Source organism: Herbaspirillum sp. meg3, from assembly GCF_002257565.1.
Lineage (GTDB): Bacteria > Pseudomonadota > Gammaproteobacteria > Burkholderiales > Burkholderiaceae_D > Herbaspirillum.
Genome location: NZ_CP022736.1, coordinates 377,667 through 403,636 on the forward strand (window position 1 = coordinate 377,667; position 25,970 = coordinate 403,636).

A 25,970-nucleotide genomic window follows, 5' to 3' on the forward strand; every position below is an offset into this window, starting at 1 on the left:
ATTACGTTAGGCTGCTTCAGAAATAGACAACGTCGCGTGAAACTACTAAGTTTCGTCAAATCTAAGGGAGACAATCCCAATCAATAAATCGGGTAACGGATCAGAATAATCGACATTGCATGACTGAGTACCGTCACCATTGAGCAGCGTGACGGATAAGTGCCTTTGACGCGCTTCAGGCAATCACTCCATAGATGCGGCGTCGCGCAAGTTGAATTGATACGTACATCGAATTCCCACAGCGACGATATACACAGTAGAAACGGAAAAACTCGCGAAACTTCATTTTATTGATTCTTCAATTTTGCCTGTTTGTGCTTCTCTGTTGTTCGGCATGCTTTCCCCGTCCTATCTGAGGAAATACGACAATCATCCGCCTGGCATCGCGATAGAGTGCGTCCCATTGTTACGATGAATTTTAGAAGTCTCTGTGCATGCTCGCCATATCAATATTGCGAATACATATTTGCCGTATCGGCAAAGTACCCAGGCACGAGTCCGTGTTTAGCGCAGGTTGATTGACTCATGGTTAGCAAATAGTTCTCTGGCAAAGAACCAGACAAACAAGGCAATAGAAGAAATGGCGCTCAGCACAATAAAGGCCATACTGTAGCTATAGCGGTGAGCAATCGCGCCAGCTAACGCAGGGCTCAATGCGGCCCCAAGGCCTTGAATTGTCGTCACCGCGCCAAGGCCGATGTTGATATGACCGCTTCCTCGCAGTAGCTGCGCCACTAGTCCCGGAAGTGCTACGCCAAGTATGCCTGCGCCGATCCCGTCGAGAAATTGCACGGGAATCAAGGCCCACGGAGAATTCCAGTAGCCGGCAATCAGACCGCGTACGGGCAACACCATGATGGCTGCCATCACCAACACCCAATAGCCATACCGCACGGCGGAACGTCCGGCCAGCAGGGCCACGGGAATCATCACGAGTTGAGCAATGATAATAGTCATCGCCGTGAATGCGCTGGGATCAGCAAGCCCCTGCGAGACGATCGCTTGCCCTAACAGGGGAAGCATGGCTGCATTGCCAAGATGGAACAGCATCATGGTGATTGCCAACAACAGCAACGGCGCCGACCTGGCTAGCACCTTCAACGCCGATGAGTCGAAAGCAGTATTCCCTCCCGGCTCCAGACCGCACGCGACGTCATGGTCTATGTCTTGCGGCCTGATTTTCGAGATGCAGACCAGCGAGCCCGCGGCCATCAATGCCATCAAGATAAATACGGCAGGCAATCCCCAGTAGTAGCCGAGCAGACCGGCCAACGCTGCCGATACCATGTTGCCGGCGTGATTCCATGCTTCATTGATACCCAACTGATGCGCCAGTCGCTCTTGACCGACAAGACCCAGCGTCACGCCGGCAAGTGCAGGACCAATGATGGCGCCAACAATACCTGTATCGATCTGAGAGGCGGCGGTGACGACAAATGTCGACGAAATAAAAAGAACCAGCGTACCCACAATGACAAAAACAGCGCCGAGCGCCAGCAAAAGCCGCTTTGACCGGGAAGCATCGATCAGCGCTCCCAGCGGCGTCGTGGCCAGCATGCCCGCGATGCCGCCAATCGTCATGACATAGCCGATGTCATCCGCCTGCCAACCTCGACCCATGAGAAATACGCCGAGAAAAGGTCCCAGCCCATCGCGCACGTCGGCCAAAAAGAAATTAAGCCCGGGCAACCATGCCGTGGACTGAAGAGACGCTTGTCGGGTCGTCATGATGATTTTTATCCTATCGGTCCCTTGAAGATAAAAAAAGCGCCCAGGCAAATAAAAGCAAAGCCGATCAGATGATTGATCGTAAATTGCTCTCCCAAATAGAAGACCGAAAAGACGGAAAAGACCAAGAGGGTGATGACTTCCTGCATGGTTTTCAGTTCGGCTGCGTTGTAGACGCTGTGCCCGATGCGATTTGCCGGCACAGCAAAGCAGTATTCGGCGAATGCAATCATCCAACTGACCAGGATGACTAGATATAGAGGTCTGTTTTCAAACTTGAGATGACCGTACCAGGCGAAAGTCATAAAGACATTCGACACCAGCAAGAAAACGATGGGCAAGATTTTGGGAGACATGTGTCGTTGTTTTTAATAAAAAGGATTCGATATCAAGGCGCGTATTTTCCTGACCGGCAGAGCATCGCGACGTCCAGCCGGTCGGGCATCGGCAATCTGAATAGCTCAGGGGATGCGATCATAGATAGGCTGAAGCGTCGCCAGGCTTGTGCCGACGCTGATGGCTTCCAGCGACGTACCGTAGGCGTTGCTGGTTCCCAATCCCGATGCCGCAAAAGATGCGCCCTGCTGCATCGACAGGCGCAAGCTTTCGGGAGGGAAGCGCACGATACTGCCATCGACCAGAATCACGCCGTTGGCTTCGCCCCGCGGACCGGTCAAGACAGTGTCGATCCTGCCTTCCACCTTCTGCACCTGCAGACTCTGGGCGCGCAAATGTGGCGGCAAAGGCGTGCGCCCGTCGACAGCAGGCGGCTGGTCGAATAGGGTCTGCGAAGTCGCCAGGTTGACGATCACGTCGGCTTTGACCGCGTCGCGCGCTTCAGGACGTCCGAAGACGCGGACCATCTGCCCCGGCTTGACCGTATCCGCCAGCGCATTGCTCATGTGCGGCGGAAATTTGACAATAGTGCCGTCCGTTAGACGCAAGCCATCCACTTCGCCATACGGATTGGTCAGCATGCGCTTGACCTGCCCCTGCGCAACTGGAGGGACGACGATGCCTGTCGCCGCCGGAGGCGGCGGTGGTGCGCCTTCAGGGCCCGGAGGCAAGGCATACGCGCTGGAGGTGGCGACGCCGACTGCGACGGTAAGGATAAGGATCTCGGGGATGGCAGTGAATGTTCGGGGAGAACGCATGATAGCTCCGTGAAGTGGCGAATGACATCATCACGGTCGCAATCATCATGCCTGCGTCAGAATCGTTTTAAATCAACAACTTACTTTTTTCAGGCGGCGAACTTGTCCGACGAAGTGACATCACGGTGTCGCTTCATCGGACAACAGCGATTGAAATTTCCTCTCAACTGAGGCCGAATTCTTCCAGCTTGCGGTAGAGCTGCTGACGCGATATGCCAAGACGACGCGCCGCATCGGAACGGCTGCCTGCCGCAGTTGCCAAGGCACGCACGATCATCTCGCGCTCAACGTAGCTGACCGCGTCCGCCATATTGCCATCCCAATCGATATCTGCTCGCGGCGCCGGTCCTGAGCTGGTCAGCAAACCGATGTGTTCGGCATCGATGAATTGACCATGACTGAGAACGGCGGCGCGCTCCATGGCGTTGCGCAATTCGCGTACGTTGCCGGGCCAGTGATAGGCCAGCAGCAGTTTGGCGGCAGTCGGGGTCAGGCGCTTCGGTGTGTCGCCGCTGATAAGGCGCAAGAAATGTTCGGCCAATTGCAGCACATCGCTGAAACGTTCACGCAGCGGAGGAAGAATAATGGGAACAACTTGAAGTCGATACCAGAGATCTTCCCGGAAACGCCCCTCTTTGACTGCCGCCGGGAGATCCCGGTGCGTCGCCGCCACAACGCGTACATTGACGGATATCACTTGATTTCCGCCGATGGGCGTCAGTTCGCGTTCTTGCAGTACACGCAGAATCTTGGCTTGCGTCGGCAAAGCCATATCACCAATCTCATCCAGGAATATGGTGCCGCCCTCGGCCTCGCGAAACCGTCCGACCCGATCGGCAACCGCCCCCGTGAATGCGCCTTTGACATGGCCGAACAATTCGCTTTCCATGAGATCGGACGGGATCGCAGCGCAATTGACGGCGACGAATGGTTTGTCGGACCGCAGGCTGTTGCGATGCAAAGCGCGCGCCACCAACTCTTTACCGGTGCCGGTCTCGCCCGTGATCAGGACGGTCGCATCGCTGCCGGCAGCCAATCCGATCCGTTTGAACACCTGCCGCATGGCTTCACTGCTGCTGACGAGTTCGTGGCTATCTGCACGCGGCATTTCCTGGGTCGCTGCGGCGGATGCATCCGGATTCTCTTCTGCTACGCGGCTATATTGCAGCGCCCGGGTGAGCATCTCTACAAGCGCATTTCTTGAGACCGGTTTGGTCAGATGATCGAAAGCGCCCAAACGCATTGCCTCGATCGTATTGCTGCCGCTGGCATAGGCCGTGAGCATGATGCACGGTACGGTCGACATCTGCGCCGCGCGGCGCAGGAATATCAGACCGTCATCGCCGGGCAAGCGGAAGTCGACGATGACAGCATCCACCGCTTCGGTTCGAAGACGATGCAGACCGGCTTCGCAGGTACCCGCTTCAAGCACGGTGTGGCGAAGATCCTGCAGCGTCTCCGCCAGACTGCTGCGGAACGCAAGGTCATCGTCGATAATCAGGATACGTGCCATGGCAACTCCATTTCAAAACGCGCTCCAGGCGAGGTTTCCGCCAGTGTGATGCGACCGCCATGCGCCTGCATGATTTCTCGCACGAGCGCCAATCCCAATCCCGTGCCCCCAGGACGCGCAGTGGCAAATGGCTCAAAAAGACTGTCGCGCAGCTCAACGGGTATGCCCGCGCCATCGTCGGTGATCCATAATTGCAGCGCGCCATTCTGCAAACGGCGGGCACCGAGTTCGATACGGCCGGCCCGATCAGTGTGCGCCAGTGCATTCAGGATAAGGTTATCCAACGCCCGCGCCATTTGTTCGGGATCGAACGGACCGGAGCGCCGGGCCAAGAGTGCAGTGTCAGGATCAACCACTAAGTCTATGCGCACGCCGTTTTTCAATGCGGTCTCGATATGCGCTTGCCGCCGTTCGTTGATCCATTCGTACAAATCCACCGGCCTGCGCTCAACATGAAATGGCTGAGTCAACGCCAGGAGGCTAGACACCAGCGACTCCAGGCGTGCAGTCTGCGACAACACTGCTTCCAGTGCTCCCGCCACACGGGCTTCGCGCACATCGGAAGGTGCTGCCAGTGCGTTTTCCGCCTTCATCCGCATGGCGCCCAGAGGATTGCGGATTTCATGCGCCAGTCCGGCCGATACGCGTCCGAGCGTGGCCAATCGTTCCGCCTGAGTTAACTGGTTCGACAGTCGTGCGAACAGTTTCCTCCAGCGCGTGATCGTCCATCCCAGCCACGCGCCCGATACGATGACTACGCCCAGCAAGAGTCCCAAAGCGATGAGCAGTTGATTCAATACATCGACACCGAAGAGGGGCACACGCTTGAGCGTCCAGGCAACCAGGGAGGTGGCGTTGCCCTCCACGGGACAAGCTGCGAAAACGACGGCTTCCCGCAATCCGGGACGCACATCCGTAATCAGGCTGGAGGAATCTCTCGCGCGCTCGGCGGTTGACACGATGCGTTCAAGTTCGGCGCTTGGAGGATCGCGCTTGATGCCGGTACCGTCATAGGTCGGAAAAGCATAGGCGACCACCCCTTGCCCTGCCTGCCAGAAACCGCCCTCCACGCCGGATTCATCATTCAGGGCCAGATCAATTACCGCTTGTGCAGCCGAAGCCGACAGGGATGACGACGTATCGCTCTTCGGCATCGCTGTCCGGGCACGTGAGGCGCCCACCCGAATTGTTTCGCAACTCGCCGAAACACGAGCGCGCGCCTGTGCAATTTGCGACGACGCTCCTTGACGACTTAATTGCAACAGCAGCCACGCCAATATCAATGCGACCGTTGCAATCAGTATCCATAAAATCAAGAGATCACGTTTGATGGTCTTTTGTAGTAACAGAGGGCTCCTCCTCGGGAACGATACGACAGGATTATTGATTGATGCTATCAGAGAAATGCTGTTCTTTTTAGGGGGAGTCGGTACAAAAAATTGTTGGTATTGCGTCCTTCAGGAAATGGCTGGATAGCCGACTGCGCGTTACTCTTAATTTTTTGAGATGGACCAGCCGCCAATAAAATCAAACAACGGTCTCCTCTGATCTATTTTTCAATGTTCTATTGAAGCGCGGCCCGACTCAAGCATGTCAACGACGAACTCGCGATAGCTGCGCATGGGGCGTCCCAATATCTTCTCCAGGATCTCTGCAGTGCCGTCTTGGGGATGCATCCCATGCTGTTGAATGCGAGCCATCATCAGCCGCATGTCATAGGCCAGCCAGTCAGGTGCATAGGCTTTCAGCTGCTGCTCGAAACCATCGAGGCCGTCGCCGCCATAGGTGATGGGTCGTTGCAGCACTTCACTCCAGATGCTCGCGGCCATCTCGCCAGTCAATGCTTCCGGTCCCGCCAGTTCGAGCATATTCCCGGGCAAGGCGTGGGCCGTGTGATGCCGGCGGAGCAGTTCGGCCGCAGCGATATCGGCAATGTCGCGCACATCCACCATCCGTACGCCCGCCGTGCCGATCGGCATCGGGTAGACGCCGTAGCCCTCGATGACGGATCGCACTTGTTCGTCGTTCTGCATGAAGTAAGTCGGGCGCAGGATGGTAGCAGGCATGTCGAGGCTTTCGATCATCCGCTCCACAGTGTGCTTGCCGGTAAAATGCGGCACATTGGTGTAGATATCGGCATGGATCACGGACAAGTAGACGATGCGCTCAATGCCTGCTTCCCTGGCGAGGTTCAAGGTCGTCAGCGCCTGCGTGACTTCATCCGGAACGACGGCATTGAGCAGAAATAAAGTACGTACCGAAGACAAGGCTGCGCGCATGGATTCCGTGCTTGCCATGTCCCCGGCGACCTCTGTAACACCAGATGGAAGAGCCACTTTTCCTGGTGTACGGACCAGCGCTTTCACTTCTGTACCGCTGGATGCCAGGCGTTGGATGATTTTGGAACCTACGGTGCCCGATGCACCGGTGACGAGAATGCTCATGATGTGTTTTCTTTCTGAAAATACTGATTAAAGGGAGAAGTCCACGACGGTCTTGCCGATTTGCGGACGGGTACGGTTACGTTCGATTGCTGCGGGCAGGTCATCAAAGCTCACAACGGCGTCGATCCGGGACTGCAAGCTTCCTCGTGCCACTTCATCGGCAATCAGGCGGAGCCTCTCGGCGTCAGGCTTGTTCATGAACCATAGCCCGCGGCGGCCGGCGGGCGTGCTTGCCAGGATGGCAGGCGATGCGGTGCTGACGATCGTGCCGTTTTCGGTAAGCACCGACCACGAACGATCCAGGACATCTCCACCGACATAATCCAGCACGAGATCGATGTCTTTGAGGGCCCCCTCAAATCGACCTTGCTGGTAATCGATGACATGGTCCGCACCTAAACTATGGACATAATCGAAGTGGTCTTTCAAAGCGGTGGCGAATACCACGGCACCAGCCTGATGCGCAAACTGCACAGCGAAACCGCCCAGACCGCCCGCTGCACCTTGGACGAGGATGCGCTGCCCTGCGCGTATCGGGCCTGCAAAATGAAGGCTCTGCCAAGCGGCGACGGAAGCGACAGGCAAGGCCGCAGCTTCCACCAAACTCAGCAGCTCCGGCACCAAGCTGAGATTTGCCTCGCTCACCGCCACCAGCTCGGCATAGGCGCCAAGGCTGCCAAGCGCTCCCATCACACGGTCACCCTTGCGCAAACGGGTGACGCCCGGCCCGACCGCTTCGACGATGCCGGCGAGTTCGATTCCGAGGACTGCAGGCAACTGCAAAGGGAAGGCGTCCCTGACATAACCTTCCCGGACTTTCCAGTCCAGTCCGTTGACGCCGGCAGCGTGGACACGGACCAGCACCTGACCGGCGCCAGCTGTCGGAGCGTCCAGGGTGGAAATACTGACAGCGTCAGGACCGCCGTATTGAGTAAGCATTAATGCACGAACGTTTTTCATCTCAAACTCCTTTTAGTTGGGTACGAGCCAAAGATAATGGGTTTCATATTTAAAACAAAGACCATAAAATGTAGACACTCTGTATCAATATTGGGACATCTATGGATCTGAACGCCCTTGAAGACTTTCGCCTGGTCGCCACTCACGGTGGCTTTGGCCGGGCCAGCCGCGCTAGCGGCCGCTCCAAAGCGACGTTGTCGCGCCGTGTTGCAGAGCTGGAAGAAGCGTTGGGCATCCGACTTATCGAACGAGGCATGCGCAGCCTGGAACTGACGGAAGGCGGGCAGCTATTGCTGACGGGAACCGAGGGGCCGATGCGCGATGTCGTTGACACGCTGGAGGAGGTGCGGGAAGGCATGGCCAGCCCGAAAGGTCGCCTGCGTATCGCGGCGCCGCTGGTTTTTTCCCAATTGGCGCTGGGGCGGTTAGCCGCCCAATTCGTGGCGAGCTATCCTGAGGTCGAGATCGAAGCCGTGGCGGAAGACAGGCTGGTTGATCTGGTGGAAGAACATTTCGATGTGACGATTCGCATCAATCCACGCAAGGACAGCAATCTGGTCGGAAGGTGTTTTGCGAAGGATCGTCTGGTCTTGGCAGCTGCACCATCTTTTCGGGTACCACGCAGGCGTAGTGACACGCCTTTCGCGGTTCCGGCGGTGGTGATGCCGACCTATCGCGAAGGAGACATCTGGACCATGCGTGATAGCAAGCTCGCCATCGAACCGCAGCCGGTGTTGCGCCTGTCCTCGTTGCTGATGGTGCGCGATGCGATCATTGCGGGTGCCGGAGTGGCATTGATACCTCAGTCCATCATCGGTGGCGCGATCGAGAAAGGTGAACTGGCGATATGGGGAGAAGTGGGCGAAGAAGTCGAACTCTGGATCTTGCACATTTCCCGTCGCTTGCAGAGTCCTAAAGTTCGCGCTTTCGTAGAGTTTATGTGTACACAGTATCGGAGTGGTGCATTTACTATTTGATGTCGGTTCACGGCCGAGACCGGATAGCGACGCACTTCCTCTACGATTTCTCTTAGTGTTTATTGCCGCCGTTCCTGGACAGTTAAACCACCGCAGTGCTGAACGACTCGGGCCGCCGCGCAAGCAGATGAGACAGTCGTTGAAGACCCGCCTGCAAGCGTCCACGATCCTTGATGCTGCCCAATGAGATTCGAATTGCATTCACTGATCCGCTGGCAGTTGCGAATGCTTCCGACGGTGTGACTGCGATGCCTTCGCCGTCGGCTGCCCGCGCAAGCTGTGATGAGTTCCAATACGCCGGCAACTCGAGCCATACATGCAGGCCGTCTCCGGCGCCGCTGTACCTCCCCGCCAGAATATCCCGAGCCATCTGGTGGCGCAGGCGTGCCTCGTTGCGTACGCCCTCCATCAATCCGTCTGCCGAACCGTCGAGGATCCATTGAGTCGCCAGTGCCGCCGTCAAAGGAGCGACCATCAGTGCAAATGATCTTAGCGCGACCAGGAAACGTTCGCGTTCATAGGGGTCGCGTATTAACACGAAGGCGACACGCAAGCCGGGCGTCAGGCATTTCGACAGGGTTGAGATGTAGACCACCTGTTCCGGGGCAAACGTGGCAATAGGTGGTGGCGGTGCATCGGCAAGAAGCCAGTAGGGATCGTCCTCGACGATGCGCACATTGCGGCGCTTCGCGATGCCGGCGAGCTCTTTGCGCCGACGCTCCGGAATGGTGATGGCGGTGGGGTTCTGTAATGTCGGATTGAGGTAGACCAACCCAGGCTTGTGCTGGCGGCACGCTTCCTCGAGCATCTCAGGCACCATACCGTGCTTGTCCGCTTCCACTGCAATGACTTGCCGGCCGAATTGGATCGCTGCGGCACGCAAGCCGGGGTAACTTATTGGTTCTGCCAGGATGACATCGCCGGGCTCGGTCAGCGCAAGGATCAATGCGGCGATCGCCGCTTGCGCACCCGGACAGACAACAACCTGTCGAGAATCCAGATTTCCAAACATCGGTGCCAGCCATTTGGCTCCAGCCTTACGGCCGGAGTCGCTTCCCCCGGCCAAGTGATAAGTCATCAGCAATTCATTATCTGCTCTCATCAATACTTGAGACAAACCTTGCTTCAACATGTCGTCGAAGTCCACGCCATCCGGTGGTGGTGGGGTATTCATGCTCAGGTCGAGGATCGAGGTCAGTTCGACTTTCGGCGCCGCGACATAAGTGCCTCGGGCACCGCGGCCCTCCAACAAGTTGCGGCGTCTGGCTTCGTCGTATGCGCGCGTGATTGTCGTCAGGTCGACGTCCAGCTGTGCTGCCAACTGGCGCTGCGTAGGCAGACGATCACCCGGTTTCAGCAATCCTTCTGCTATCGCCGCCTGCAACGCATCCGCAATCTGCAAAAAACGTGGCCCACCGTGCAAGGCCAATCGCGGCAACCAGATTGGCAAGTTTTTATCTTGTATGGCTTTCAACTGGGACATTTTGTCTCAATGTATGGAAATTGCTTTCAAGTAGTATGCATCAGAACGTGCAGCAACATCATCCTTGCCGGCAGTCGCTGACGTTTTCTCCTCTCTCATCTGCATTCTGCAAATCACTCCGCTGGATGCTCTTGTTATTTCGCAGGTAGGTGTAGTGAAAGATTCAAGCAAGATGCCTGGGGATGGGTTTGAACAAAAATGAAGCTGCTGAAGCGGCGTTTTGAGGTAGTGCTCTTCACCATAGTTAGTGTCAAGTCATAGTCTGGAAATACGCAAAATGATGGATTGGGTCCCTATAGTTTTCGTTACGTTCAAGGTTCTCGTGCTCGGTATAGGCATGTTCTTCGCCATCAAGTGGCATTACGATCAAGGGAAGAAGAAAAAGGGAGCGGAAACGCGCGCGGTGCTGCGCGCGGGCAGCAAGGCAGTCGTAGTCTTCGTGCTGTTGCTCCTGGGGCTGTGGCTAGGCACCTTTGTCCTTGCCAGGACCCTCGGTTTGGACTTGACCTTCCCATGATGGCGAACAATAGTCGGTCGATATCCAGTGATGCGACAGCTATCTTGGGTAGTTGAAAACAGTGTCGGATTTCTTTTGTCTCGCGAACGGTTCGATGCAAGATGCCCTCTCACAACTTTGCCTGGCGACCTACTCTCCTGATGTGAAGTTTGAGATCCCGCGTAACGCTTGCGGCTTCTTCGAGTTTGCGCGCGGAGGAGTTGATCGATCCAGGACGGGCGCGGACTGCTCAGGCATTTGCACGTAGAGGGTGCTAGTCCTGGAGGCCGGACCTTGATTTCTTCCGTATGCACGGCCAAATAAATAGTTATAGGTAATATCGCCTATTACCTGTATATTCAAATACGTACTTGCATCAAGTCTTCAATATTGTCGGTCCCAATTCTGCATGGCTGTATCTCTAGTCGTTCTGTCTTATCTCCTTCGGTCTTAAATCTTGGTTTCAAGTGCCTCATAGGCATGTCGCCTATTTTTGACAAAAAAGGAATAAAAATGACTAATCAAACAGGTATCGTAAAGTGGTTCAATGACGCTAAAGGCTTTGGCTTTATCACGCCAGATGCAGGTGGCCCCGATTTGTTCGCCCACTTTCAAGACATTCAATCGACCGGCTTTAAGAGCCTTTCCGAAAACCAACGTGTGTCATTTGACCGCAGCGTTGGCGCTAAAGGCGAAAAGGCCGGCAACATTCAGGTTCTTTCCTGATTCAGATTGCGTAGTTGGGTCAAGCCCTGAAACAGGGCCAAAGCAGCTGTTAGTTCAGGCTCATTCGTATTTATTACGGCGTACTGTGCAGATAGCACGGATGCCGGAAGAAAAATATGGGCTCTGACAACACATTCACCTGTTGCGGATTTCGCTCAAGGCGGGATCACACAGTGCGCAGACAGGTTCTTACCGGCTTAAACCCTCGTCACTGAGGATTTAGGAAAATGGTTTAGCCTTTCGGTGCCTGGGATACCAGGCGCTAGTGAGAAGAAACAGCGCTAAAGCGACATCTTCGAACGCGCAATTGACTCTAATCGGCCAGCGGCATTACCACTGGAAAATGGTTTAGTTGATTTGTGAAGCAAATAATTCACCTTTGAGGACGTCCTCATTGCAAAGCGATGAGTGAAGGCATCAGAGGATTGGAGTTCTGGCGCACCGTGCAGATAGCACGGGTGTCCATGACCTGATGACACTCAGCAGATAGTTGAGGTCATTCGATACTAGTCATAGTGAATGAAAGGCCCGCCATTGGTGGGCTTTTTGCGTTTAAAGGCTTCAAAGAGTCAAGGTACGGATGCGTCTTGATACTACCCGTCAAGTACCATTGAAAATGCCACTCCAATGGAATTGCCTCGATGGGACTGCCAAGGCATTCTAAAACACCATCGGGACCGAACAGATGGTGCACGCCAACCGCAGTCAAGGTTCGCTCAGGTCGGTTAAGAGAGCGCTGTATCTGTTCCGCTCAAGCACGATGTTGGACAAATAGCATGAAAAAACCAACAGGCCCACCTGCATCGAAATGATTGTGAGCCACACGCAATCCAACATATCGGCAGTCAAATATTCTCCCGCGTCTTTGCATAGAACTATTGGCAAGCCACTTACATCAAGATAAAGCGCATGTCCCCACTGCTGCTGGATCGGAAAATTGATGATTCGAATGAAAACCCGCTATTTGACAGGAGTCAATGATGGCGACATCCAGAAAAGAACGTTTAGAACTACTTGAACAATTCGGCAATGACGTCACGCGCATACAACGCTGCCTATTAGTCACGACACTCACGGTGACGCCACTGCAAGCCTTGAGCATGTGGCTGGACTATTCTGAAAACCACTGCGCAAGCTGGCTTCAGTTACCAGACGACGACAAGGAGTTATTGAATATCTTGCGTCAAAACTTGCCCAATACAACAATGCTGCAGATAAATCCCCCGACTTGGCAGGCAAAACTAATCGATGCCGGAGATGCTTCTGGCGATGCAGTGTTAGTGCTTCCTGATGAATTGCTCATGGAGCTGGGATGGGATGGGATGAGGAGGACATGTTGGAAATATCGGTCGAAGACGATCAAATTTCAGTCGTACGCAAATCCAAGCCTCTTTGAGAGATATTATAAATCCGGGAACGATGAGCAAAAAGTTTCCGAGCTGGCGGGCCTTGATTCCAATCATCAATCAGTTGTTGCCATCCTCATTCAAGATGGTGGGGGGCTTACGCAGTTGGAGTTTTGTTCAGCAGACGATCATCAGTTCGTCGGCATTCCAATCATCGGAAAGAACACCACCAATGTCGATCTCGATGTAAGTCATTAAGCCCGTTTCTCTACGCAGAGTTGGCTCTACAACCCTCCCAGCCACGACATGTGTGAATGAGAACGAGGCAGGGATATTGGGAAAATTACAGGTTCCAAGATGACTGCTTGTAAAAATTCAAGCGATAATAACGCTCCCGAATCAGCTTTTAATTAAATATGCGCGACATCATCAATGGCTTTCTACGCTTCCAACAAGAAATATTTCCAGCACGTAAAGAGTTATTCAAAACGCTAGCGACTGGCCAAACACCTAAAGCGTTGTTCATTTCGTGCTCCGACAGCCGCATGGTGCCGGAACTTGTGACACAGAGAGAGCCCGGCGAGCTGTTCGTCATTCGCAATGCGGGAAACATCGTGCCGTCGTTCGGCCCCGAACCAGGCGGTGTCAGCGCAACAGTTGAATATGCAGTAGCGCAATTGAAAGTAACGGATATCGTGATCTGTGGTCACTCTGATTGCGGTGCAATGAAAGCAGTTGCCACGTGCGCGTGCCTGGATCACATGCCGGCGGTAAAACACTGGCTGCATTATGCAGATGCCGCTCGGATGATTAATGAGTCGAAGAATCACGCGAACGAAAACGACCGGATAAACGGCATGGTTCGCGAGAATGTTATTGCACAGTTGAACAATATTCGCACGCATCCGTCGGTAGCTTTGGCTCTTGCTCAAGGTCGCTTGACACTCCATGGATGGGTCTACGACATCGAAAGTGGCTCAATAGATGCGCTTGACGCTACCAATACATTCGTACCTTTGGCCGAACATCCGGCAAGTCAGCTTTGAACATTTGCCCCTGTCGCATAATGTGCGCCGAGAATTGACCCAAGTTTAGAGCGCATAGATGGTCGCCTCGGCTTTGCCAAGCACATCAATTGATGAGGTCAAACAGAGATCGCAGCCATAGATCCGGACTTTTTGAGCTAATGCTTGTTCCCCGATGGAATTCGCTGGCAGGCTCCTCAACAATTCTTCGAGCTTGATGCTCTTGGTGTTCAGTAGGATTGACCTGCCACGGTCTGACCTGTTTTGCCAACACGTCATGATTGCCTGTGCAATCGGTGGAACCCTTTAAAGCTTCGGCGTTACAACAAACTAGGATGCGGGAACGAAGTCGGAGCATACAAGTTGCGAATGGATGGCTGGATTGAGACGCGGATTAATGGTGCAGTTCGTGCGAATGCTCATTCGATCAGAAAGAGTCAAGGATCCGTTTAGTTTTCTTGCCTTTGATGCTGAATTTCAAGTGCCGCAACTGGCCGGAAGCGGACACCATGCAATCATGTTCCGGGCGCACCTATTCTTAGAGATATTGATGCGAATAGTGTTGTATGGCCATGCCAAGAAAGCTAACCATAGCTGGATGATATGCATTGTGGAAATTCCGCATATCTTCATTCTCTTCGTAAAACAAACTAATCCCAATATAGGCTTGCTTTGACGGAGTGTAAAAACGGGAGAGAATTTTGTAGTGACGCTCTATTAACGATTGGACCTCCGGTGAGGTAGCGTCAGAATCTTGAACTAGTGGGCTTAACTCTTTATATAGAATGTCCCAATCTTGATGAACCTTATTTTTATCTACATGGGACCAGTTGTCAGTTGCGGATAGGGACGCGGCCTGCTCTGTAGCAAGTGCATCTCGGCATTCTTGAAAGTACTGAGAGGTTGTGTTTTGTGTCGTCATTATTTGGGGGTGATAAGCGGTTCTACTCATAATCTCCAAGAAAAGGTTCTTCTTGTAGCGATTGCGGGCATCATAGCGACGCACAACGAGGAGAGCAACGGAATCTTAAAGATCTGTTCCCAAGCGACAAAAACCTTCAGCATTTTTTCTTCCCCTCCAAGTAAGAAAACACATCGACGCTACAAGATATTATGTATTGGATGGCTGCTTCTGCCGATCGCGGACATGGCAAATAATCAGACGACTACAGGTTCCTACATCTTCAATCCTTCAGCGTTTCGAATCCCGAAGAACAAGCCTTCAGAATTCCACCGGATAAAATTTCTTATTGACGCCCTCCAGACCGAGGGTGATTCCGAACTTCGGTTTTTCACCTAGGTCATCGACCGTGACACTGAGCTTGTCTGCACTTTCCCGGTAACGCGTTTGGTAGACATGCGCGGCTTTCATCGCAGGCACTGTGACGACGGTGTCGGCTCGCTTCCAGTTGTATGTGCCGACGCCCAATTCGAAATGGGCGCTGTATCGCACCGTGAAATCGTGCTGGCCTGGAAGGACGCGCACCCATGCCGGACAGCCGGCTTGCACGCAAGTGGTCGCCTTGCCGTCCACAGCCAGGATGTTGGCGTGGCTCCCGGGCTGCCTTTCGTCAAATGCCGCGAATACCGCTGTCTCCGATAGGGCTGGCGTACCTTCGTAGGTGATGTATGGCGCTTGATGGAATGCGCATCCCGACAGGGATAGCGACAGGATGGCAGCTAATCTCACACACTTCATATTTTTATCCTTTTATCATACGGCTTATGATCAATGAGATTTCCAATGTTCGCTATCTGACCGATTGCAGGCATTGCAAATACGTTTTACAAGGCATCAAAGTGGGCGCAATTGTTGAAGCCAGTGTTGAGCGGATGACTGAAACGAGCCTGTAAATCAATAACCATCGGGATTTCAATTTTAAAAATTTCGTATGAGCAACTCCTCGGGCAAGTTCTTTTCCCTCTTGCACAAGGTGACAAATAATTAGAAGATAAGCGCGCTGTATATGCTTCCACAAGCGCAAAGACAGCACCGCTCTGTTCCGTCCAGCAAAATGGCGGCAGCCCTCAGGAACTCGTTAAAACCAATCAAATAATGACAAACGTTCCGCCGACGATTCCTGACCAGCTTGTATCCTCCTATGAGGCGGCGATTCGCGCCGATACGCTTTCACTTCTTTTTCGGCAGTCTTTCCCTGCCCTTTTTCTGAGTCTGCTGATCGCCTGCATTATGTGCTGGACACTGTGGGGGAGTGTTCCGCCGCACGTCGTCTATGCATGGATTAGTGTGCTTGGTGTGAGCACACTAATCCGCCTGACCATGTTCCTACGTTATTTTGGTGCTCGCCCTCAGGGGGCGCAGATTTTGGCCTGGGAACGTCCTTATGCGGCAACGCTCATGCTGTCCTCGCTTATATGGGGACTGGGGGCGCTGTATCTGATACAAGAAGTCAAAACGATGCAACAAGGTATTGTGCTGTTCTTCCTGGCCGGCATGCTCGGTGGCAGCATGGTTACCTACGCCTCTCATCGCGTAATGACAATCTGCGCGATGAGCTGCGTGATGGTACCTAGCACATTATGGCTGTACACCCAGCCGGGCCAGGCCGCACTTGGCATGGCGATCGCTTCCACCACCATGATGGCCACCGCATTTCTGGGGACAAAAGTACTTTCCAAGGCCATGCAGAGCAGCCTGTTGCTGAGTTATCAGTTGCAACACGCCCGCGATATCGCAGAAAACATGGCCCGTACCGATGCCCTCACCGGCATCTTCAACCGGCGAGCCTTCGTCGAATGCGGCGAGCAGGCAATTCTCCTGTGCGAACGCAACGCGCATCCAGTCAGCATCCTGCTGATCGATATCGATTTTTTCAAACACGTCAATGACACCTATGGCCATGGCGCCGGCGATCTTGTCCTGAAAAGAATGGGGCATTTGCTCGAATCCCGATTTCGTAAAACAGATATATGCGGCCGCTTGGGCGGTGAAGAGTTTGCCGTACTACTGCCAAATACGGAGGTCGCCGTTGCCAAAATACTTGCCGATAAATTTCGGGAAACCGTCGCCGACACGGTGATTCCCTGGCAAACAAAAAATCTCGGCGTGACCGTCAGCATCGGCGTCGCTGCCGATAGCTACGATCTGGAATCGCTGCTGCAGCGTGCGGATATGGCGATGTATCAGGCAAAGGCAAGTGGCCGGAACGCCACGGTTTGTTAGCACATGCTCGCTATGACTTGTCGGAGATCATACTGCTGTAAGGAGAGTTCACGCGCGGCTGGCGTGAATACCGGTTCCGCTACAAGATGGAATACACGATCATAATCGGCTGATATGTGCAAAGTCCGGGCTGGGAAGGTTAGGCGATTGCGGGCAAGACTCTGCTGATTCGCGACGAGCAGGGATAAGGTGGCACATTCCAGTTCCTGCGCATGGTGGCCTGGGCGCGACATAGCCCGCTTTAAAGCATCGGCCATCTTGAAAGACAGTGCGTACACGGACTTAAGCTAATAGCCAAATTTCCTGAGCCACAATCCACGTCGGGAGTTGACAACTATCGAAAACACGCCACTATCGATAGTCCGCAACAGCTTATTTGTCTGGCCTTTGAATTGTTCAACGTCTGCTTCTGGCCGATGAGGGCGATTCTGTTGCCCGTCCCGGGCAATGGTCAGACTCGCATTTCTTTGTACTTGAGAATCTCTCGCCACATTCTGACCACCAGCGGCCGTAAATTGTTCTTCGGTTTGAATGCGAGGATGGAGACTTCCGTATCCCACGCCCCGCCGCCGACCGGTTCAAGACTCCAATGCCGGTGCTGACTGAACGAGCTGTCGGGCAGCCACGCAACTCCCAGTCCCTGAGAGGCGAGGTCGCCCAGCACATCCGACATCTCTGTCTCGAACATGGGCGAGCCTTCCAGCTTGACTTCAGATCCTTCGATGATCTGATCGACGACGCGCGCGAAATACACGCTGGAGCTGTACATCAGCAAGGGTGCAGGGTTGCCTGCACTGCCGAGCGAAGCGTGCATTCCGATTTTTTCAATCAAGGCGGGCGACGCGTAAGGACGTACGCGCTCTCGACCCAATTCGACGCTTTCAAATAGCAGAGGATCGATCTGGATAGGTGACGCTGCATGATAAAAGCAGATGAGCAGATCGACATTGCCGGCAATGAACGACGACACGATGTCGTGCACGTTGCCGGTCTCCAGCGCACAGATCAGCGGTTGGCCACTGGTCCAGCTGTCCCACCATCCAGGAAGCCGGGTAGTCGCCAGCGCATAGGGCATGGCCAGTTTGATCTTGTCGCGCGACTGGTTGCCGGCCAGGTCGGCCTTGGCGTCGGCTATCTGGCTGACAATCTGCGCCGCGACGCCGCGAAATTTTTCTCCGGCCGGGGTCAGCCTGGTCGGGTACGAACTGCGGTCGATCAGCTTGGCGCCCAGCATCTGTTCCAGAGAACCGATGCGTCTGCTGAACGCTGCCTGAGAAAGATTTCTGATCTCGGACGCACGCGTGAAATTGAGAACTTCCGACAGCGTCAGAAAATCCTGGAACCACTTGATATCCATTATTGCCTTCCTCCCTTACCTATCTTACGTCCAGATCCGCCGATTTCGGCCATGTGAATTTGCGATCACGCGATGCGTCCTGAACATGACGGCGATGCTGCACTTTGCATTGGACGCTCTGCATTCTCAACGTAATACTTAAGCAAATTCTGTGCAACCAGAACTCATCTCATCAAACCATTTTTTGAAAGGAATAGCGATGCCAACATCGACAGAACTGCGTTCCGCTGCGAAAGAATTCATGGTGCGCTATGGCGGCGACACGTTTCCGAATCTGTTTCGTTCGGCCAAGGGGGCGGTGGTCATCGACGATACCGGCCGCGAGATCCTTGACTTCACTTCGGGGCAGATGTGCGCCACCATCGGGCATAACCATCCGGCCATCGTCGCAGCGGTGCAAAAGGCCGGCGAAGAAGCGTTCCACATGTTCAGCGGCATGATTCCAGAGGTGGTCGCCGAATTGGCGACCACCATGGCGCAAGACTGGATGCCGGAGTCTCTGACCAAGTCCATCTTCGTCAATACCGGTTCGGAAAGTAATGAGATCGCACTGCGCATGGCAAAGATGTACACCGGCGGTTATGAAGTCCTGGCGGTAGGCGGGTCATGGCATGGCGTCACCGGCGGATCGAGCAGCGTGTCGTTTGCCAGCGATCGCAAAGGTTACGGCGTGTCGACGCCAGGTGTCTATGTGTTGCCGGAACCCAATGACTATCGTCCCTATATCAAGGGCATGAGCGGAGAAGAGTCGGCGCTGACCTGTCTGGAAATCGGGCTGAAGATGTTCGACATGGCTTCCTCCGGTCGTCCCGCTGCGATCATCATCGAACCCATCATCAGCGCCGGCGGCGTGCTGGTACCTCCCAAGTCTTACATGCAGGCGCTGCGCAAAGCCGCGGATGAACGCGGCATGCTGCTGATCTTCGACGAGGCGCAAACGGCGTTCGGCCGCATCGGTCAACGCACCGCCTCAGACCTGTTCGGCGTTGTTCCGGACATCATGTCTGTCTCCAAGACCATGGGTGGCGGTTTGCCGCTGGCGGCGACTGTCACGACAGCGCAGATCGAACAGGCTGTGCATGAGCGCGGTTTCACTTTCTACACCAGTCACGTCTCAGATCCGTTGCCTGCGCGCGTGGGCCTGGCAGTGCTCAATACGATTCGCAATGAGGATCTGATTCGTCGTGCGCAGTCTACCGGTTCTTATCTGCGTTCCCGCCTGTTGGAACTGCAAACTCGCTATGAAAGCATCGGCGACGTGCGTGGTGAAGGCTTACTTCTGGGTGTGGAACTGGTGGCCGACAGGGAGTCACGCAATCCGGCGCACGAACTGGGTGCATTGACCACTCAGCGTTGCTTCGAACTGGGACTGAGCATGAACATCCGGCGCCGTCCGGAACGCGGATCCGTGTGGCGCATTGCGCCGCCGCTGACGGTAGAGCACAAGCAGATCGATCAGGCAGTGGATATTCTGGATCGTGCCCTGCGAGAAAGCCTCGACAAGATGGCTGGTACCCGCTAGTCCCACCCCGAACCTGTTGCAAATTGCTGTCGAATGCCGCGCCACCTCTGTACCTCATGTGGCTCGTTCAGATTGTCGCGTCTTAAACTCACTTCCTGGGGAGCACTGTCATGGTTTCAATTCGTCTTGCAGTATTTACTTTTACCTGTACGTTGGCAGCATCGGGGGCGATGGCGCAATCCATCGGCACGCTGCAAAAGATCAAGCAGTCCGGAGAGATCGTGTTTGGCTACCGCGAAAGTGCGATTCCGTTTTCCTACATCGACGCGAATCAGAATCCGGTCGGCTTCTCCATCGACCTCTGCAACCGGATCGCTGCCGCCGTGCGTGACAAACTTAGCCTGCCCTCCCTGAGAGTGAAATTTGAACCCGTGACTGCATCCAACCGGGTCCCCTTGCTAGTCAATGGCGCTGTCGACGTCGAGTGCGGTTCCACCACCAACACGCTGGAACGGCAAAAATCAGTCGATTTTCTGAATACGACTTACGTCAGCGGTACGCGGATCATGGTGCAGACCAGCAGCAACATTGCCTCCATTGCCGACCTGAAAGACAAAGCCATTGCGGTCACCGCCGGTACGAACAATATCAAAGCGGTCCAGCAAGCCAATCAGGCCGGCTCCCTCAATCTGAGTCTTGTCTACGGCAAGGACCACGCGGAAAGTTTCCTGATGCTGCAAAACGGCCGGGTAAGCGCGTTCTCAACAGACGACGTTCTGCTCTACAGCATCCGCGCGATGTCGCGCAATCCTGCCGGCACCAAGGTGGTTGGCCCGTTGCTGTCGCAAGAACCCTACGGTCTCATGATCCGCCGCAACGATGATGAATTCAAAAAATTTGCCAATGACGTGCTGGGCGGCATGTTCGGCAACGGTGAATTCAAGAAGACTTACTACAAGTGGTTCAACGCGCCGATCCCTCCCAAGAACATCAATCTCAGCATTCCCATGTCGCCCGAGCTGGAAAAGCTGATGGCTGCACCAAACAGTCACGGCGTGTAACAGGCCTGCTGGTTCAGGCCACCGCAGGCGGCATCAGCAACGCGATTTCATCCATGTTGCCGCCTGCATCAATGCTTCCCTGATTTCTTCTGTAACTTGCAGCTCGAACCCGATATTCCGAGAGGCGATGCATGATCGCTTACGAGTACGCGTTACTTCGGATATGGCAAAGGATTAAGCGATGGAATATCAATGGCACTGGAACGTTTTCTTCCAGATATCTCCGGACGCCGGTCAAGCGTACTGGATTCTGTTTGTCAAAGGCTTCGCCGCCACGCTGACCGTATCGGCCGCGAGCTGGATCATCGCCTTTGTGCTGGGTGTGATCGTCGGCGCGGCGCGTACTTCCCTGATCTTCTGGATACGCATGCCCGCGTATCTGTATGTGCACTTGTTTCGCGGCGTTCCCTTGCTGGTCCAGCTATTCCTCTGGTATTTCGTCTTCCCCGAAATGTTCGACAGCGTGAAGGCGGTGGTAGTGAGAACCGACGCCATGTATGTGCAATTCATTGCCGTGACAGTTTGCCTGGGCTTGTTTACCTCGGCGCGGGTGGCAGAGCAGGTGCGCTCCGGCATTGAATCGCTGTCGCGTGGCCAGCGTAGCGCCGGCATGGCGCTGGGATTGCATCCGGCACAGATCTATCGGTACGTGTTGCTGCCGCAGTCGATGCGCCTGATCGTTCCACCGTTGACCAGCGAGTTGATGAACCTGATCAAGAATTCATCTATTGCACTGACTATCGGCTTCGCAGAACTGACATTTCGTGCGCGTGAAATCGGAGAGACCACATTTTCCTATTTCGAGGCGTTCATTGTGACCACCATCGTCTACATCGCCATCGCGCTGACTGCCTATGCTGTCATGGCGCGTTTCGAACCGAGGAAAACGGCGTAACTGCCGTATTTGCCGTAACGCACGCTTGCGCAGGCAGAGAGGATATTCAATATGACACTGGATTTCGGGATCGTTTCCGACAATATTTCCTACATCGCCAATGGCTTCGCCTTCACGTTGCAACTGACGGCGGTCGCGACAGTAATCGGCATGCTGCTCGGCCTCATGCTGGCACTGGCGCGAGAATCCAAGGTGCAGCTCGTTGCGCGCTGTGCCTCGACCTACGTCATCGCCATGCGGTCGATTCCACTGATTCTGGTGCTGTTCTGGATATTCTTCCTGATGCCTTTGGCTTTGCAGTTTCTCTTGGGAGCGGGCGCGCCCGTCAAGGTCGATGGAAAACAAACGGCGATGGTCACGTTCAGCCTGTTTGAATCGGCTTACTTCTGTGAGATTGTTCGCTCGGGCATACGCTCGGTATCTGCAGGCCAGCGCTCTGCTGCATTCGCGCTCGGTCTCAATCCGGTGCAGACGATGGGCTATGTGATATTGCCGCAAGGATTGCGCAATATGTTGCCGATCTTTCTGACCCAGGTCATCGTGCTCTTTCAGGATACTTCGCTGGTTTATGTGATTTCTGTCACGGATTTCATGGGCGCTGCTGCCAAGATCGGTGAGCGCGACGGCAGCCTGATCGAACCGTATCTGTTCGTCGCGGCGATTTATCTCGTGATCAGTGTGGCGATAGCCGAAAGCGCAGCCCGGATGTTTCGCAAAAAGACCGCACGCGTTTAACTACAAGGAAAATTCATGCTCGCAATAGACAATCTGTCGAAATGGTATGGCGACTTCAAGGTTCTCAGCGACTGTTCCGTTCGCATCGACAGGTGCGACGTCGTGGTCATTTGTGGGCCGTCCGGTTCAGGAAAGTCTACGTTCATCAAGACGATCAACGGTCTGGAACCGTTCGATCAAGGGCGTATCTCGATACAGGGAATCGCCGTCAGCTCAACTATGCTGCGCAGCGCGGCGCATCGACGACGCGTCGGGATGGTATTTCAGAACTTCGAATTGTTTGGTCACCTTAGTGTGTTGGAAAATCTCAATCTTGCTCAACGAAAGGTACTGCGGCGTTCATATGAAGAAGCTTCGGGACGCAGTAGAGCAATGCTGGCACGTGTAGGTCTGACGGCTCACGCGGCCAAATATCCGCATCAACTATCCGGTGGACAGCAGCAGCGTGTTGCTATTGCAAGAGCGCTGACCATGGACCCCGACATCATGTTGTTCGACGAGCCAACTTCTGCCCTTGATCCCGAGATGGTGAAGGAGGTGTTGGATGTCATGGCGGAACTGGCCGCAGCGGGCATGACGATGTTGGTCGTGACCCACGAAATGGGTTTCGCCCGGCAAGTCGCCGATCGGATTATTTTCATGGAGGAGGGGAGAATCGTCGAAGACTGCAGCAAAGAACATTTCTTCGGCGCCGCCAACGACCTCAGTGCTAGAGTGCGGCGTTTCTTATCTGTGACACAGGTCTCTCATTGAGAAAATCGTCTATCGTTGAATGTAGACGTAGTGATGTTCTCCAGGCTCACTTCTCTCGGTCATGTTCCTATGGTGTTGTTTCCTAAATGAGAGGTCTGTTTTTGACCGACTGCAGATGTCAAATAATACCAAACTGCAATCCGCGCTATTCGTGGTCAACTTGCGAAAATGCACCATTATCTATAGTCAGTATTGGCGTATTTTCCGCGAGCCTAAATTGTTCAACGACTGCTCCTGGGCGGTTGCGGACCTTAACGTCTATTCAACTACGTACACGCCGGTTTTATTAGCTTCTGCGTATCGAAATTTGGAGATGGTAAAAATGCTCATAGGGGAAGGGGTCTGACTGGAAAATTAGCCTGAAGCAATTTCCTGACTGGCCGATTTCAGATATTGCAAATGCGGCAGCACATAAAGATTTAGCCGCTTGGATTATCCAACATAGTCAGGGCGGGAGCGGAGCGCAGGAAATGACCTGTGCTGACATTAAGTTTGACTAATATATTCCCAAGAACAACGACTGCATAGAGAGAAGAAATGGAAGAACGGGAGGACTATTGGAATGCTAAGACTATGAATGCGGTCTCTTTGAAATCCGACAGTTAACTTCTCCTATCGGCCAGGAGCAGACCTTGGGTATTAATCGCTTTTCCAGTAATCCCCGTTGATCAAACACGTCCCATATGCTTCAACTGCCCCTTGCCAGAAGAAGTCTCAAAATTTGACGGATTGCCCAGCATTAACTAGCGGCCCTCATTTTCATCCGCATGCGTCAAATGCTTGCATAAAACACAATTAAAATGCTGAGTAGTATCGGAGATTTCCTGATTGTTAAGTCGGTACTTCGGGAGCAAAAATGAGACTCCTTCTTCAACATTAAAAAGATAAATGCCGTGTAGTAAGTGGTATTTATCCGGAGACTCACTATGCCCAGATCGAAGAATTCATCTGTTTCCTCGCTAGCTTTCGCTTTTGTCGGCATAGTGCTGCTGATAATAGTGGGCCTTGAAGTTTGGAAGGCGCTCCAAGAGCGAGATTTACAACTGAAAGAGACCTCGGCATCGGTGAATAACGTTGCATTTGCGTTAGCGCAGCATGCGAATGAGACACTCAAGGAAGCTGACATTGTATTGGTGGGCGTCTTGGAGCGTCTGCAACATGACGGCGTTGGCCCAGCTACGATAGAACGTACGCACAAGATTCTGGCAATTAGAGCCAAAGGGCTTACGCAGCTAAATGGGATATTTGTCTACGACGAAAATGGCAACTGGATAGTGACCTCGCAAGACAAATTGGAAACCAAGTTCAACAATTCCGACCGGGAATACTTTCGCTATCACCGTAGTCATGAGGACACGGGTCCTTACATTGGGTTGCCAATCCAAAGTCGTTCAACTGGGCGTTGGATATTGACGATCAGTCGAAGAGTGTCTAAGCCAGATGGTAGCTTCGGCGGAGTCGCACTTGCTACCTTGGATATTAGCTATTTCAAAAAATTCTATGAGAATTTTTACGTTGGCACTTCGGGGGCAATTGTACTGGGACACATGAACGGGACAATGCTATTGCGTAGGCCTTTACTTGCAGATTCAATCGGCAAAGATATGGCTAATGCATCCGTTTACCGAGACTTTGTTTCGAAGACGTTCAACGGAAATGCGTTGATTAAGTCTGCTCAAGATGGCGTGGTGCGTATAAATAGTTTTCGACGCCTCGACGACTATCCTTTATTTGTGGCTGTGGCAATGTCCCGGGCAGAGGTGTTGGCCGACTGGCGTACCGACACTCTCTTCCGCGGTGGTGTGGTATTCCTATTAATGAGTGGCCTCATATTTATCGGACGAAAACTAGGTGCACAGATACAACGCCGTGAAAGCGCAGAGTACCAATCACGCATTGCGCGTCTTGAGATAGAAGACCTCAATAGATCGTTAGAACAGCTCGCAATGCAAGACGGTCTGACTGGTTTGGCCAATCGTCGTCACTTTGACCATATGCTTGCAATAGAGCTCGCGCGATCTGTACGCGATCAAGTGCCTATGTCTCTTTTAATGCTAGACGTCGATCACTTCAAACTTTACAACGACAACTATGGCCATCTCAGGGGCGACGAATGTTTAAAAAAGATAGCTGAAGCACTACGCGCGTCCTTACAACGGCCTTCGGATCTTGCTGCACGATACGGTGGCGAGGAATTTGCGGTTATCTTGCCTAACTGCGGTGCAGAAGGTGCACTATCGGTCGCCGAACGCATTCGTTTTGAAGTACATCAGCTTGAACTTGAGCATCGATCCAATCCCAAAAGAGTGGTAACGGTTAGCCTTGGAGTCAGTACATTTGAATGTCCATCAAAAATGACGCTCCCTTCTGATCTAATTGAGGCAGCTGACGGGGCACTTTATGAGAGCAAGCACAAAGGACGTGACCAAGTAACATCGTTCGTTTCTCTGCCTTCAAATGCCGTCAGCTGCAACGCTTGATAGCATGCAACCCAAGGGAGTTTGTTTAAATAAAGAATAGATATTCTATTGAGAAGACAATTCTGCTTATGTCCGCAATCGGTGGTAAAGCAAGGTTGGCTTGAAACAGCTTTTTTATAGCGCTACGTCATATGCGTATGATCCAAAGCGTATGCGTAGTCTGCAATCGGCCAGAAGCTGCCATCCGTAAC

The 25,970-nt window shown here is 53.5% G+C and carries 23 protein-coding genes; 12 read left to right on the top strand and 11 right to left on the bottom strand.

The features are described 5' to 3' along the window. Nucleotides 1-504: 504 nt before the first annotated feature. From hmeg3_RS01710 to hmeg3_RS01740, 7 genes are all read right to left on the bottom strand, one after another. Nucleotides 505-1,728 (bottom strand): MFS transporter, encoded by a 1,224-nt coding sequence (locus tag hmeg3_RS01710; protein ID WP_094562195.1) that lies wholly within the window; start codon nt 1,726-1,728, stop codon nt 505-507. An 8-nt stretch (nt 1,729-1,736) separates the two neighbouring features. Next, nucleotides 1,737-2,084, bottom strand: a complete 348-nt coding sequence (locus hmeg3_RS01715; protein ID WP_094562196.1) for a DMT family protein — start codon at nt 2,082-2,084, stop codon at nt 1,737-1,739. A 105-nt stretch (nt 2,085-2,189) separates the two neighbouring features. Next, on the bottom strand, nt 2,190-2,882 hold the full coding sequence (locus tag hmeg3_RS01720; RefSeq protein WP_094562197.1) for a hypothetical protein: 693 nt from the start codon (nt 2,880-2,882) through the stop codon (nt 2,190-2,192). Between the two features lie 163 nt (nt 2,883-3,045). Further along, nucleotides 3,046-4,395: a sigma-54 dependent transcriptional regulator gene (locus hmeg3_RS01725; RefSeq protein ID WP_094562198.1), complete on the bottom strand. Its 1,350-nt coding sequence runs from the start codon at nt 4,393-4,395 to the stop codon at nt 3,046-3,048. After that, nucleotides 4,380-5,711, bottom strand: coding sequence for a PAS domain-containing sensor histidine kinase (locus tag hmeg3_RS01730; RefSeq protein WP_094562199.1), 1,332 nt, complete (start codon nt 5,709-5,711; stop codon nt 4,380-4,382). The genes hmeg3_RS01725 and hmeg3_RS01730 overlap by 16 nt, the downstream gene beginning before the upstream one ends. Nucleotides 5,712-5,951: 240 nt before the next feature. Continuing rightward, a complete protein-coding gene (locus hmeg3_RS01735) occupies nt 5,952-6,839 on the bottom strand; it encodes an SDR family oxidoreductase (RefSeq protein ID WP_094562200.1) in 888 nt (295 codons plus the stop codon). A gap of 27 nt (nt 6,840-6,866) precedes the next feature. After that, complete coding sequence (locus hmeg3_RS01740) at nt 6,867-7,799, bottom strand: NADP-dependent oxidoreductase (RefSeq protein ID WP_094562201.1); 933 nt, start codon at nt 7,797-7,799, stop codon at nt 6,867-6,869. Nucleotides 7,800-7,900: 101 nt separating this feature from the next. On the opposite strand from hmeg3_RS01740, the gene hmeg3_RS01745 reads away from it, so the two are divergent. Then, the gene (locus hmeg3_RS01745; protein WP_094562202.1) at nt 7,901-8,776 is read left to right on the top strand and encodes a LysR family transcriptional regulator; all 876 of its coding nucleotides are present in this window, start codon (nt 7,901-7,903) and stop codon (nt 8,774-8,776) included. Between the two features lie 82 nt (nt 8,777-8,858). Here the strand turns inward: hmeg3_RS01745 and hmeg3_RS01750 are convergent, their stop codons facing one another. Then, on the bottom strand, nt 8,859-10,259 hold the full coding sequence (locus hmeg3_RS01750; RefSeq protein WP_198361765.1) for a PLP-dependent aminotransferase family protein: 1,401 nt from the start codon (nt 10,257-10,259) through the stop codon (nt 8,859-8,861). 277 nt (nt 10,260-10,536) lie between these two features. Here hmeg3_RS01750 and hmeg3_RS01755 point away from each other — a divergent pair, with 277 nt between their 5' ends. The 4 genes from hmeg3_RS01755 (at nt 10,537) to hmeg3_RS01770 (ending at nt 13,873) form a co-directional block, all read left to right on the top strand. Beyond that, nucleotides 10,537-10,776: a hypothetical protein gene (locus hmeg3_RS01755; RefSeq protein WP_094562203.1), complete on the top strand. Its 240-nt coding sequence runs from the start codon at nt 10,537-10,539 to the stop codon at nt 10,774-10,776. Nucleotides 10,777-11,268: 492 nt separating this feature from the next. Continuing rightward, a complete protein-coding gene (locus hmeg3_RS01760; protein ID WP_094562204.1) occupies nt 11,269-11,481 on the top strand; it encodes a cold-shock protein in 213 nt (70 codons plus the stop codon). A gap of 980 nt (nt 11,482-12,461) precedes the next feature. Next, the gene (locus tag hmeg3_RS01765) at nt 12,462-13,085 is read left to right on the top strand and encodes a hypothetical protein (protein ID WP_094562205.1); all 624 of its coding nucleotides are present in this window, start codon (nt 12,462-12,464) and stop codon (nt 13,083-13,085) included. A gap of 158 nt (nt 13,086-13,243) precedes the next feature. Next, a complete protein-coding gene (locus hmeg3_RS01770) occupies nt 13,244-13,873 on the top strand; it encodes a carbonic anhydrase (protein WP_094562206.1) in 630 nt (209 codons plus the stop codon). A 517-nt stretch (nt 13,874-14,390) separates the two neighbouring features. On the opposite strand, the gene hmeg3_RS01780 is transcribed toward hmeg3_RS01770, so the two are convergent. Both hmeg3_RS01780 and hmeg3_RS01785 read right to left on the bottom strand, forming a co-directional pair. Next, entirely contained in the window at nt 14,391-14,804 is a 414-nt protein-coding gene (locus hmeg3_RS01780; protein WP_369828853.1) for a TipAS antibiotic-recognition domain-containing protein, read from the bottom strand. 270 nt (nt 14,805-15,074) lie between these two features. After that, entirely contained in the window at nt 15,075-15,551 is a 477-nt protein-coding gene (locus hmeg3_RS01785; protein WP_094562209.1) for a hypothetical protein, read from the bottom strand. Between the two features lie 357 nt (nt 15,552-15,908). Between hmeg3_RS01785 and hmeg3_RS01790 the strand changes: the two genes are divergently transcribed. Continuing rightward, entirely contained in the window at nt 15,909-17,036 is a 1,128-nt protein-coding gene (locus tag hmeg3_RS01790) for a GGDEF domain-containing protein (protein WP_094562210.1), read from the top strand. A gap of 451 nt (nt 17,037-17,487) precedes the next feature. On the opposite strand, the gene hmeg3_RS01800 is transcribed toward hmeg3_RS01790, so the two are convergent. Then, nucleotides 17,488-18,393, bottom strand: coding sequence for a LysR family transcriptional regulator (locus tag hmeg3_RS01800; protein WP_094562211.1), 906 nt, complete (start codon nt 18,391-18,393; stop codon nt 17,488-17,490). Nucleotides 18,394-18,592: 199 nt separating this feature from the next. Between hmeg3_RS01800 and hmeg3_RS01805 the strand changes: the two genes are divergently transcribed. From hmeg3_RS01805 to hmeg3_RS01835, 6 genes are all read left to right on the top strand, one after another. After that, complete coding sequence (locus tag hmeg3_RS01805) at nt 18,593-19,915, top strand: aspartate aminotransferase family protein (RefSeq protein ID WP_094562212.1); 1,323 nt, start codon at nt 18,593-18,595, stop codon at nt 19,913-19,915. Nucleotides 19,916-20,025: 110 nt separating this feature from the next. Beyond that, nucleotides 20,026-20,916 carry an amino acid ABC transporter substrate-binding protein gene (locus tag hmeg3_RS01810; RefSeq protein WP_094562213.1) on the top strand — a complete coding sequence of 297 codons (891 nt, stop codon included), beginning with the start codon at nt 20,026-20,028 and terminating at the stop codon, nt 20,914-20,916. Between the two features lie 181 nt (nt 20,917-21,097). Further along, nucleotides 21,098-21,811 carry an amino acid ABC transporter permease gene (locus hmeg3_RS01815; protein ID WP_094562214.1) on the top strand — a complete coding sequence of 238 codons (714 nt, stop codon included), beginning with the start codon at nt 21,098-21,100 and terminating at the stop codon, nt 21,809-21,811. A 51-nt stretch (nt 21,812-21,862) separates the two neighbouring features. Continuing rightward, nucleotides 21,863-22,546 (top strand): amino acid ABC transporter permease, encoded by a 684-nt coding sequence (locus tag hmeg3_RS01820; protein WP_094562215.1) that lies wholly within the window; start codon nt 21,863-21,865, stop codon nt 22,544-22,546. A 15-nt stretch (nt 22,547-22,561) separates the two neighbouring features. Then, nucleotides 22,562-23,299, top strand: a complete 738-nt coding sequence (locus hmeg3_RS01825) for an amino acid ABC transporter ATP-binding protein (protein ID WP_094562216.1) — start codon at nt 22,562-22,564, stop codon at nt 23,297-23,299. Between the two features lie 926 nt (nt 23,300-24,225). After that, nucleotides 24,226-25,779, top strand: coding sequence for a sensor domain-containing diguanylate cyclase (locus hmeg3_RS01835; RefSeq protein ID WP_094562218.1), 1,554 nt, complete (start codon nt 24,226-24,228; stop codon nt 25,777-25,779). Nucleotides 25,780-25,970: the final 191 nt, after the last annotated feature.